The sequence below is a fragment of the Providencia sp. PROV208 genome (assembly GCF_028479465.1).
Lineage (GTDB): Bacteria > Pseudomonadota > Gammaproteobacteria > Enterobacterales > Enterobacteriaceae > Providencia > Providencia alcalifaciens.
On sequence record NZ_JAMPNS010000035.1, the window covers coordinates 1 to 10,657 of the forward strand.

Below are 10,657 nucleotides of genomic sequence, written 5' to 3' on the forward strand. Positions count from 1 at the left end.
GCATTAGGTCATTCTTATGTTATTGATATCCCATCAGGTAAAAATGATTCAAGACAATGCTTTTTATATCAAACAGACCTTGGTGAAGGGGTTACTCGACAAGTTAAAGCCGCTGAATGGATGCAAGCAGAACGCCCTAATCCATTATTTCTTCATGATTTTTTATCATACGTTCAAACAATGAATAACAACATTGTCAATCAAACTCTTATAGCAAAAATATTCGACATCGACCAATCACCTAACCTATTGAGATTTGAGAGATTAAGCTTATCAACGTTTAAGGAGTCGACTTTTTTACTTAAAGAGTACACGGAAAGTCTTGTTCTAGAGAATATTGAGCAAATTTTCTTAAAAAAAACGATCTAAAACATCTATCATAAAAAATAATTTTGGTAACTTGGTAGCCCCTATGAAATGAAAAATTATAATCAAAGCCCCCCTTCTAATTTTTATTATATTAATCAAAAATAAATTTTTACTTGCCTATTCACATAATAGGCTCCATTGCATAATTAATATAAATTAAAAATGATAACCAACCCCAAAGTCAAAAACGTTACCCAAAATCATTTCAGCATATTTTATACCACTCTCCCCATATGTTAAGTGGGTAGATATACATTCAAAAGGAACAAAATCTTTATATTTTTCCAAAAAAAAACTAGAAAAATCAGCTTTTGTGTCAAAATAAAAACGAGGGCAATCATTAAGATAGTAATAGGATTCATCTAAAACAGGATGATATTCCCTATCTAACCTTCCTTTATAGATATAATTAAAATCATTTAAAGAATAACGCTCATATTCATTAATATCCCCCCATGAACTAATAAAACCAATAGATGGATGCCGATTATAACAACAATCATCCCCATTGATATCTTTTACATCACCAATATAAACATCATAATTACTTGCAAGAACATTAAAACTAATTACCACAAACCAAATAATGAATTTTCTTAGCATAAACAGGAATCTCCATTGTAATTAGATAATATAGATAAATATACAAGATATGATATTTAATATAAGTCATGCCTTATTATCAAAAAGACACAAATAAAATTATATAAATAAAAAAAAGCCCCTAAAATGGGTATAGGGGCAGAGGTTTGTGATACAACATGTATTGAAAATAGAATCACCGTAGATATGAATAATTATATTATAATTAGAAACGTAATTCCACAAAATTTATTTTTTATTTTATCTAGAGGATATTCAAATACACATCAAAAAAAACATAAAAATTTTACAATAGAAAAAACTTAGATAAAAATAAAATCAATCTAATTCATTCACATATTTATAAATGACTACCACTCTTCAAATTCCTTAATTTCTCCTCCAGATAAAACAATATCCTGCATCCATTTCGTCATTTGAGATTCAGCATTAGTCACGCCGAGTAATACCGCCATAATACCTTCCCCCATCATTGAATTATGATCTACAGACTCAAGAGCGCTTTGTAATGCTTTTTTTTGTTTTTCAAATGTTTCAAACACTTTTTTACCATTTGCAGGATCTTCCATACCATAAAGTAACCTGCTAATATGATCAGAATACTCTCTAACACTATTCAAATCAGATAAATTTAATATAGAATTAACAAAATCCTGTTCAAAACTATTAGCCTTATTAGTTTTTAATGATGACAATGCCAAGATACGCTCATCTAAAGAAACCACATCATTTTTATAACCGGAAGAAAGGGTATACTTATCATTATAAATATCCAGTGATATCTTCATAATACATCACCACCATGACTTAACTCATCAGCAAACTTCTGACGAAGAAAACTATCCATAATCTCATCAGAAAGCACTTTACATTTTTTCGATAATTCAGATAAATACTTTTTCTGTAGTGTCATACATCCAGAATCAATAATTTTATCCGGAGAGAATTCTGCAATATAACTCCCACAATGAAAAATAAAACGATTGTGATTATGGTAGTTTATATTGACATTCCCTTCCCACCGTTTCTCAATAAACTCAGTCAATTTTACATCTGAATATTTCGTTGTTTTAGGTAAAGTAATTAGCAGACTGTGTTCCGTTGAATGTATGTTTGCTAACCACTCATCTAAAACTACAAATAATGTCTCAGGATTATTCACTATTTCAAATAGCATATCTCTAACATATGAATCTACTTGTTTTTGTAAATTTAAAACAATATCACTTTGGTGAGTAAAAAATGATATTGTTTGATTCAATGCATAGAGCATTCCTTGTTTATAACCATCAAAATAAGCTTGCTCTTGCAAAAGTTCAGCTTCCGACTGAGCATCCTTTAAAATTTTTTTCGCGCGTTCTTGAGCATCTTTTTCTAATTTATCAATATAGTAACTACTTTTTACTATTTTATTTTTAATCAATACTCCATTAATTAGAGATTGATGGGACTGAGTTTGGATACGTTTTAGCATATTGTAAGGCCAGTATTAAAATTAAAGGTTTTACCTCTTTAGTTTCAAATACTACAGGATAGTCTATAAACGGAAATAAAAGCTGCATACGTTGAAAAATTGACTTGGGTAATTCATGGGCCCAATAAACTAAAAAAGAATATCCCAAATTCATGATGTAATTATTACATAATGCATCTCTACCTTTAATAATTGGATTTGCTGTAATATTATGATTTGGGATATCGATCAACATGAAACGGCGTACCCAGCTAGGTAGCTGAAGATAAGCACCATTCCATGTCAATTCTTTTCTCAATGCGTGACAACCTATCAAATATGCAACTTGAGGTAATTGATTCCATTGACGTATCAGTTTCTGCATTAAGGACGATAATTTTATATTTGAATCATCGTATTCTAAATTTAATGAGTACAATAATAGTTCATTAACAGCAGATATTTCCTTACTAGAATAATCTTCCACACTAAGAAGATGTTGAATTCGTTGAGGATGAATATACGATAATGGGTTAAACAATATCCTCTGTAAAATGACCGATATTGGTTCTTTATTCATCACCTTGATTTTTCTTATCTTTAGCTTTAATGAATGAAAAATCATTCTTTCTTTTCAGGAAAAGAATACTTCCAAAAATTAAAGTGATTACACAGACCAAAAGGATTATCCATACAAAGTTAAATCCTTGAGGCTTAATAATTGGTACTGGTGCTTGCAATTGAGCCTCGCTTCGTTCTGATAAAACAACAGAAATATTGTCATATTCAACATCAGCAAAACTATTTTTTAAGAATCGTTTTATATCTCCGACTTGCAAGCCTAACGGAGTATTTCGCTCATAAATAGCCAAAGCAGACAAATGAACGGGTTTGCTACCTTTTCCAGATTCATTTGAATCTATGTCATAACTAATATGAACCCTAGCAGAAACTATTCCCTCTAGCGTTTGCAATGATTGTTCTAACCGCTGCTCAATTGCAGAATATAGTCGGGCTTTCTCTGCTATAGGCGAAGATACCAACGAATCACTTGGAAACATTTGAGCAATTTCCATTCTAGGGCGCGGAGGTAATTCATACACCTTAACCCAATAAACAGCCGCTGTAAAATCAGGTTCAGCAACAGAAATACTATATCCGCTTTTACCATTATCAACTTTATCTGCCTGGATATTATGCATTTGTAATACAGCAATAACTTCATTTGCTTGGTATTGATCTAATCCTTTAAATAAATTCTTTTCCTTACATCCATTCAAAAGCAATACCATTAAAATGGCACATAAACAACGAAATATCATGAGCGTAATAGCGTTTCAACTGCCCCAACACATTTACGAGTTAGTGTACTCAGCAGAGAAACCTCCAAATTGTAATTAGATGTACGAACCTGTAGATCAAATAATTCTTCAGGATTTGTTACCGCATTAGGGTGTTCAATTTTATTTAAAATAGAATTTTTTTCTCCTCCCATTTCTACCGCCGTACTAGAAAAACTACGTAACAATCTATCTTCTAAAGATATAACACCTGGTTCTAAACTCTCAATACCATTCACACTACTTGATAGCTCATTAATAGCAGAAATATTAGATATAACAATCGACATAACGCCCTCTTAATCCTATCGATTACTAACGGAAGTTCTGAATAATTGCAGCATCTATATCTTTAAATACCTTAACGGTATTTGATTGCGCATTGCGGTATAAATTATATTCAGATAATTTACTTTGATATTGTGCTAATAATTCAGGATCTGATGGTCTAGTAGCTAGATTCTTTAATGCCTCATCAATTTGCTTTTGTAAATCCTTTACTCCCTGATCAAAGGTAAGAGAAACATCATCTAAATATCCTGACCAAATATTATTTAATAGCATAATATATTCCTTCTTGTAACTATAACGGACTTGGATAATACCAATGGCTTGAATTTTTCTTTATATACCCATCACTTCCATATAGGAAAGAACGTCCTTTTAACCAGTCATCTTTTAATTCAATAGCAAATTGAACATAATTACTTCCCCATTTTTGGGTATATTCATTAACAAATTGTCGAGTACGTAGAATCTCTCCATCATCTAAAGAACCTCTAATTAAAAAGGTGTAATTATGTGTTCCCTTATTGATTGTATAAGGTAGTGCTTGTAATTTTAAACCATTCTCAGCTTGGCTGATTGCCACATTATCGTCTATAGAAACGATATCAATAGATTCAGCATAAGGAAAAACCTTCATTAACTCACCGACCAATTTTTTTCTTTGTTCTTGATCCAACGAGGTACGCTGACGGCTAATCCAAAACTGAGGATTCTTTGGATTATTTAAATGTAATCGATAAAATGGCATAGAAGGATAATTATTGGAAAGCCACTCAGTCAATCGTTTATTCTCATTTTCGTTATCAACGACTAGCGCCTCTTTTTCATATCCACCTCGAGCTATGACTTGACGAGCCCAAAGGTGACTACGTTCATCTTTAGCCACAATATAAAAAATGTTATCTCGACCTAATAAAACTTGAAATTGTTGTTTTTCAACACCTAGCAATGAACTAAGCTCTGCAACTTGTCTTTGCGGTGCATTCCACATCCAAAAGGTAGCCATAAAAAGACCTACCGCAATCACCAAACAAACGGTAAATTTATATAATAATGAAAAACGATTCTTTTTAGGTACATTCTTTAACTTATTCTTAGGATCTCTTTCACTCGATAAGACTTCAGTGCTCCATTCTTCATTTTCAGCCCGAATAGCAATGCTCAATTCACCTATATTCATAGGCGTATTGAAATAAATAGTACGATCTATAGAAGAGCCAGACTCATTCAACTCAGATAATAAAATTGTCTCCTCATCCACAGCGGCTTCTTGATTAACTCTTATCTCAAAGTTAATACCTCCCTCAGCTAAAGGAATATAAATAGTATCAAGAGGTAATGCTGGAGCCACCTCAAAATTAACTAGTTCCTCCTCATTTTTAACGATAAAAAGCGTCTTTCCTTGAGGTAAAGGAAACTCACACCCCCTTAAAGGACTGTTTAGCAGCCGAATAACAAAACTCGTTATACTCTGATTGTTATCTTTATCTTCAATTATCATTTGAGTATCAAAACATCAGTAGGCAAATTTTTTCATACTTTACAATCACGCGCATAAAGAATCATGATGAAATAATAATGAAACAATAATATTCCCATCAACAGACAGATACACATTAAAAAATCCCATTTACTCCATAATGCAAAAAATAATAAAACATAATAAATACAACAACTAAACTATTAGTAACAAAATATTACTAAAAACAAACTTATTTTTAAATTAAAGAACTCTCCCCCTATAAATAAAAAAAGCCTATCAATTAATGATAGGCTAAAAATAATAATCATAACGACAGGCATACAAACAAAAAATTCACACAAACTAAGCAATACACTAACAAAATATTGAGTTTACCACCTCCTCTTTCAAACCGGTTTTATCTTATAGGGTACCAGATCTCAACTTCTCAAAATTAGAAACCATATTCTTTACCCATTGGACTATCTGGTGCTATTGGACCGCGATTATTTTTTCCTGCTTCATGTCGTGCAATTTCAGCCATCAATTGCTGAGCAATCGGCGGTAAATTGCTATTCTGTTCCACTGAACCATTATTTGATTTTCTCTCTTCATGTTTTGCGATTTCAGCCATCAATTGCTTAGCAATAGGTGGTAATTCACCACAGTATTCATTTTTATTTTGTGTTGTATTTACATTTTCGCCATCCATATTTCCAGATGGGATAACATTACGAGACGCATCGCTTGGTGTTAAGTTAGCTCCTTTCGACATACTAGCATTATAATAAGCCGCAGCACCCCTCTGTGCCATCGGTGGTATATTTAAAGAAGCAGGATTTACTCCCTCCCCTCTCACACCAGACAGATGCTCTACAATACCCGCTGAGCCATTACCTACACCCGAAGCCCCCCTAGCAAGTTGTGCTGCCGGTGATGTTGCAGATGAATTACCAACACGTCCAAGAACATTAGATAACTGAAGCGAATTGACGGCTGGAGCTTTCACCCCAACACCAATACCCTGAGAAAAAGCTTTATAAAGCAATGAACCAATACCATGTACATTCATAAATATTTACCCTATTAAGACTATTCTAATGGAATATTATTTTCAAATAATATCAGTATCAGTTCTTGCAAAAAATAATCACTCCACATCTAATTCATCAATCAATTTTTCTTCTTTAATTTTTTTATAATGAGACCATACTTTCTCTGCATAATGCATTCTAGCAACTTTTCTTTTTTCAGAGATCCCTGCATTATAAGCCCCAACAGCTTCCCATGAATAACCGTATATTTTCATCATATCAGATAAAATAGATGCACCAACAACCACAGATAAACAAGGATCCTCTACTAATTGCTTCTCGTTTACGCCTAATTCTTTTAACCTTGGTAAATGACTACTATTTATCTGCATCACCCCCAGATCTTTACTTCCATTCTTATTCTTTCCAATAACATATGGTTTAAGCCCCGACTCTTGTTGAGCTATGGCATACAACAATTCAGGCTCAATACCATAAATTGAAGCTGCATGCTGCCAGCAATTCGCATACACCCCCAAAGGAAAAAATAATAAAATTATTAACTTTATCATTCACGCTCTCTTTCCAGGCAAGATTTTATCAAGTTCAATTATGCGGGGATCTTTTCCCCATAAATTCAACCAAATATCATTTTTTTCTTTTAGTTCACTTAATACTTCTAACGCCTTACATTCTCCCATAGAAATATAAATCAAAGGCAATAGAATAGCGCTTGGTATATTATCAATATTTTCCTTCACAAAAGAATTTATATTTTCAATTTCATCATCTTTATTCATACAATATTTAGCATAAAGAATATTCACTTCAACAAAACCACAGTTTTCTCCATGACTTAATCTTTCTTCAATAATTAATCTAGCCTTATCAAAATATCCTTTTAATGCAAGAAAAAGTGCTAGCATACTATTCAAAACGGGATTGTTCTTTAAGTTTTGAGACAACACAAACTCACAATAAGCAATTGATTCATCAAGGCTTTTCGTGCAATATACAATCCATAATTTTAGAATACTTGCAGGAGTACGAGTCGGTGTAATTTCTAAACACCGATCGAAATATTTATTCGCTAAAAGTAACTCCCCTTTTAAAAATAAATGCCATCCATAATAATAATTTATATCAGAACCATTCCCACCAATTAATAATGCCTGGTTCAACAACATTTCACCAACAATAAAATCAGACTTGATAGTTTTAATTAGTCCAAGTAATCCTAATGTTCTTGGACTATCATTATTAAACTTAGTTACTTCCTCAACAATTTTATAAGCAGAATCAATCGCATGCTGCTTATCAAAAAAGCCAAATTGGGCTAAACATAGATAAGTCTCAGCCAAAGAGTAATAAGAAAGTATATTTTCTGGATAACGATTAATACACTTTTGAAAAAGAATAGCTGCCTGCTGTAAACTATCAGAGGTATGTTTATAAAGCATATGTATACCATTTAAATAGATAGTTGCAGAATCTAATGAATCCAATGAATTCAGTTCAGATGGACAGGTTTGTAATTCAGGAATATTCTGTAATATTATATTGGAAATCCAGTATTGTAATAAATTAATAGATTGGTCATTCACAAAATTAAAACTATCATGATACAACAAACAATGTCCTTCAGTACTAATAAGTTCAATTGTAACTTTATATGCATTTTCTAAAGGTATAATTTTACCTGCCAAATAATAGTCTGGTTTTAATTTACTAGTCAGTTCCAGTAAGCTATTAACATCAACACAATGCTGAGTCACGGCTGAAGGTAATACAGTTAATCCCAATTTTGAATATTTAAATACACCCTTTATTAAATCATTATGTATCTCTGAAATATCTAATTCTGTATTAGTTTGAAATGGGAAAATCGCTATTGATAAATTTACTTTTTTATTATCTTTTTTAGAAATGGAAAAAACAGGCTGGTTAAAACGATATCCTTTTCCATAGATCGTTTCAATATATCGACTATCTTTCCCTGTCGATAAAATTCGTCTAAGGGAGTAAACACAACGAGTTAAAGATTCCTCTGTTACATCTATATCCCCCCAAACAAGATCTAACAACACATCTTTACTAACAATTTTACCTGCAGATTCTAATAATAGAGATAAAACGGCAAACTCTTTAGGTGGTAATTTTATTCTTTTTTTATCTCGAATAAGAACACCATCTAGAGTTAATATGAAATTTTCAAAAACGAATCGACCTTCAATAGAGGAGTTTTTATTTAACTGTAACATTACAAGAATACATTATAATTTAAAAGTAAATAACAACTAATAATACAATGCAAAAATAATGAATAACTAACATTAAAAAATTATTGCATTATTATAAATAAACCCTATATATAAAAACAATAATTATCAATAAAAAATACACTCGGATTTACTTTCGCTTTATATTCATAAATACCTTATATATGTACCTTATCCCCTCACCTTAAGTAAGAAAAGTTAAAATATTGTGAAAGTAAAATCAGCTTTTGAATTTCATTATTATGATAAATAATCACTAATACTTTTAAAAAATGCTCATTTTACTAATAAATCAAATTTCACTTAAGGAGCCACCCGTCAAGCTTTAAAATTCATTACTCTATTTATTCTAAATAAATTTTATGGAATACTACTAATATGAAAATATTACATTCATGGAGATAAAATGAAACTAATCACTATGTTAATAAGCTTATCATTGCTTATTGGTTGTACAAAAACCAACGTTAACACGAATAAGAGTCTCAATAACCCTATTAACTCTGAGGATAGCATAACAAGTATGGATGAATGCTTAAATTATTTAGATATGAGTACGTTAGGTAAACAAGAAAACAATAACTTCAGTGAAAAAAATCTATTTTGCAATAAATATACTGAAGCAAAAAGTGAAATAGCATTATTTTTTAAAAATCACCCTGAATATTTAAAATCAAAAGAAAAAGAAAACAATCTATTTAATGAATATTTAAAAATTTTAAAAAAAAATAAAAACATCACCATGTATGAAACGCTATCTATCGCCCACAAAAGCTTGAATGATATCAATATAAATCTCAAAAAAAACAACAACACGATAGAGCCCCCCCCCCCAAGCAACACATTAATAGATAACAAAATAAAAACCAATATCGCAAATAATGACGATATTGGCAATGGCAGTGCGAAAAAATAAAATTTTATAAAACCAAACCATCTTAGATAAAAATCATTAGCTAAGATGGTTTATCTGTTGATTTTTTTCAATTATATTGCAAATGTCCCCAAACGTCTCTATCCCTGGAATATCAAATACTTTTATGTCTAAATTATATCTATCACTTAAGGCTGTATAGATATCAATAAGGTCTAATGAATCAGCGTATAAATCTTCAACCAAATTAGTATTTAGCTCTATTGTTGTATCATTAGTAATGATACATGACGATATAACATCTCTAACTTCATTTTCAATTTTATCTCTCATGCCTATCTCTTATCATTAATATTTTTACTCATTAGATATACATAACAGAAAGTAGCCATATAAAATTATATGGCTACTATTTCCTAACAATTCAACTTACTTACTTTTATCACTACTCAATGTTGATTTACTTAATAACTCTTGCGTCTTTTCAAGAACCTTCCTTGTCGCATCCACAACATCATGATGACGAGACGACTCAATATTTATATTATTGGTAAATCTCAATGTAGCCTCCCGTAATACTGAGCTCGATTGTACTGAGCTTCCTGTAAGATTCCCCAATACCTCTTCAGTTGCCCGCATTGTTTGCTTCGCGGCACCAATTAAATCACTATTTTGATTTGTATTGACATCCAGTGCGGTTGCCAATTTTGATGCAGCTACATTTAATGCTGAACTCGAATTTTGGGAGCGTCCGGTAAGATTAGCCAATACCTCTTCAGTTGCTCGCATTGTTTGCTTCGCGGCACCAATTAAATCACTATTTTGATTTGTATTGACATCCAGTGCGGTTGCCAATTTTGATGCAGCTGCATTTAATGCTGAATTTGAATCACCATTCTTCGTCTCAGTTACGGTCAACACATTCGCGGCATTACCGCCATGACCGCCCGCTGTC

At 31.7% G+C, this 10,657-nt stretch carries 15 protein-coding genes; 2 read left to right on the forward strand and 13 right to left on the reverse strand.

From position 1 onward, the window contains the following. Nucleotides 1-369 (forward strand): cycle-inhibiting factor (locus PR766_RS18200; RefSeq protein WP_272518489.1); only part of this gene is annotated, 369 nt, incomplete at its 5' end. A gap of 156 nt (nucleotides 370-525) precedes the next feature. Here PR766_RS18200 and PR766_RS18205 read toward each other — a convergent pair. The 11 genes from PR766_RS18205 to PR766_RS18255 all read right to left on the reverse strand — a co-directional run bounded on the left by PR766_RS18205 (nucleotide 526) and on the right by PR766_RS18255 (nucleotide 8,810). Beyond that, a complete protein-coding gene (locus PR766_RS18205) occupies nucleotides 526-972 on the reverse strand; it encodes a hypothetical protein (protein WP_154635903.1) in 447 nt (148 codons plus the stop codon). Nucleotides 973-1,322: 350 nt separating this feature from the next. Continuing rightward, the gene (locus PR766_RS18210) at nucleotides 1,323-1,760 is read right to left on the reverse strand and encodes a hypothetical protein (protein WP_154635904.1); all 438 of its coding nucleotides are present in this window, start codon (nucleotides 1,758-1,760) and stop codon (nucleotides 1,323-1,325) included. Beyond that, complete coding sequence (locus PR766_RS18215) at nucleotides 1,757-2,446, reverse strand: hypothetical protein (RefSeq protein ID WP_154635905.1); 690 nt, start codon at nucleotides 2,444-2,446, stop codon at nucleotides 1,757-1,759. The genes PR766_RS18210 and PR766_RS18215 overlap by 4 nt, the downstream gene beginning before the upstream one ends. Then, nucleotides 2,403-3,005 (reverse strand): type III secretion apparatus protein OrgA/MxiK, encoded by a 603-nt coding sequence (locus tag PR766_RS18220; protein ID WP_195848309.1) that lies wholly within the window; start codon nucleotides 3,003-3,005, stop codon nucleotides 2,403-2,405. Before PR766_RS18220 ends, PR766_RS18215 begins: the two co-directional genes overlap by 44 nt. Beyond that, nucleotides 2,998-3,747: an EscJ/YscJ/HrcJ family type III secretion inner membrane ring protein gene (locus PR766_RS18225; RefSeq protein WP_154635906.1), complete on the reverse strand. Its 750-nt coding sequence runs from the start codon at nucleotides 3,745-3,747 to the stop codon at nucleotides 2,998-3,000. The genes PR766_RS18220 and PR766_RS18225 overlap by 8 nt, the downstream gene beginning before the upstream one ends. Next, nucleotides 3,744-4,055, reverse strand: a complete 312-nt coding sequence (gene sctI, locus PR766_RS18230; RefSeq protein ID WP_154635907.1) for a type III secretion system inner rod subunit SctI — start codon at nucleotides 4,053-4,055, stop codon at nucleotides 3,744-3,746. The genes PR766_RS18225 and sctI overlap by 4 nt, the downstream gene beginning before the upstream one ends. Before the next feature lie 25 nt (nucleotides 4,056-4,080). Next, nucleotides 4,081-4,329, reverse strand: coding sequence for a type III secretion system needle complex protein (locus PR766_RS18235; RefSeq protein ID WP_154635908.1), 249 nt, complete (start codon nucleotides 4,327-4,329; stop codon nucleotides 4,081-4,083). A gap of 19 nt (nucleotides 4,330-4,348) precedes the next feature. Beyond that, complete coding sequence (locus tag PR766_RS18240; RefSeq protein WP_154635909.1) at nucleotides 4,349-5,554, reverse strand: PrgH/EprH family type III secretion apparatus protein; 1,206 nt, start codon at nucleotides 5,552-5,554, stop codon at nucleotides 4,349-4,351. A 415-nt stretch (nucleotides 5,555-5,969) separates the two neighbouring features. Next, nucleotides 5,970-6,587 (reverse strand): hypothetical protein, encoded by a 618-nt coding sequence (locus PR766_RS18245; protein ID WP_154635910.1) that lies wholly within the window; start codon nucleotides 6,585-6,587, stop codon nucleotides 5,970-5,972. Between the two features lie 78 nt (nucleotides 6,588-6,665). Continuing rightward, a complete protein-coding gene (iagB, locus tag PR766_RS18250; RefSeq protein ID WP_036950959.1) occupies nucleotides 6,666-7,121 on the reverse strand; it encodes a type III secretion system invasion protein IagB in 456 nt (151 codons plus the stop codon). Then, nucleotides 7,122-8,810, reverse strand: a complete 1,689-nt coding sequence (locus PR766_RS18255) for a HilA/EilA family virulence transcriptional regulator (RefSeq protein WP_154635911.1) — start codon at nucleotides 8,808-8,810, stop codon at nucleotides 7,122-7,124. A 424-nt stretch (nucleotides 8,811-9,234) separates the two neighbouring features. Between PR766_RS18255 and PR766_RS18260 the strand changes: the two genes are divergently transcribed. Next, nucleotides 9,235-9,744 (forward strand): hypothetical protein, encoded by a 510-nt coding sequence (locus tag PR766_RS18260; RefSeq protein ID WP_154635912.1) that lies wholly within the window; start codon nucleotides 9,235-9,237, stop codon nucleotides 9,742-9,744. 36 nt (nucleotides 9,745-9,780) lie between these two features. Here PR766_RS18260 and PR766_RS18265 read toward each other — a convergent pair whose 3' ends face one another. Together PR766_RS18265 and PR766_RS18270 are read right to left on the reverse strand one after the other, a co-directional pair. Further along, nucleotides 9,781-10,035 carry an acyl carrier protein gene (locus PR766_RS18265; RefSeq protein WP_154635913.1) on the reverse strand — a complete coding sequence of 85 codons (255 nt, stop codon included), beginning with the start codon at nucleotides 10,033-10,035 and terminating at the stop codon, nucleotides 9,781-9,783. A gap of 96 nt (nucleotides 10,036-10,131) precedes the next feature. After that, nucleotides 10,132-10,657: hypothetical protein (locus PR766_RS18270; protein WP_272518490.1), on the reverse strand; the 526-nt coding region annotated here is incomplete at its 5' end.

Coding starts and splice junctions, on each gene's coding strand:
- PR766_RS18260 (WP_154635912.1), top strand. CDS start 9,235: ATGAAACTAATCACTATGTTAATAAGCTTATCATTGCTTATTGGTTGT.
- PR766_RS18225 (WP_154635906.1), bottom strand. CDS start 3,747: ATGATATTTCGTTGTTTATGTGCCATTTTAATGGTATTGCTTTTGAAT.
- PR766_RS18265 (WP_154635913.1), bottom strand. CDS start 10,035: ATGAGAGATAAAATTGAAAATGAAGTTAGAGATGTTATATCGTCATGT.
- sctI (WP_154635907.1), bottom strand. CDS start 4,055: ATGTCGATTGTTATATCTAATATTTCTGCTATTAATGAGCTATCAAGT.
- PR766_RS18245 (WP_154635910.1), bottom strand. CDS start 6,587: ATGAATGTACATGGTATTGGTTCATTGCTTTATAAAGCTTTTTCTCAG.
- PR766_RS18235 (WP_154635908.1), bottom strand. CDS start 4,329: ATGCTATTAAATAATATTTGGTCAGGATATTTAGATGATGTTTCTCTT.
- iagB (WP_036950959.1), bottom strand. CDS start 7,121: ATGATAAAGTTAATAATTTTATTATTTTTTCCTTTGGGGGTGTATGCG.
- PR766_RS18215 (WP_154635905.1), bottom strand. CDS start 2,446: ATGCTAAAACGTATCCAAACTCAGTCCCATCAATCTCTAATTAATGGA.
- PR766_RS18240 (WP_154635909.1), bottom strand. CDS start 5,554: ATGATAATTGAAGATAAAGATAACAATCAGAGTATAACGAGTTTTGTT.
- PR766_RS18210 (WP_154635904.1), bottom strand. CDS start 1,760: ATGAAGATATCACTGGATATTTATAATGATAAGTATACCCTTTCTTCC.
- PR766_RS18255 (WP_154635911.1), bottom strand. CDS start 8,810: ATGTTACAGTTAAATAAAAACTCCTCTATTGAAGGTCGATTCGTTTTT.
- PR766_RS18205 (WP_154635903.1), bottom strand. CDS start 972: ATGCTAAGAAAATTCATTATTTGGTTTGTGGTAATTAGTTTTAATGTT.
- PR766_RS18220 (WP_195848309.1), bottom strand. CDS start 3,005: ATGAATAAAGAACCAATATCGGTCATTTTACAGAGGATATTGTTTAAC.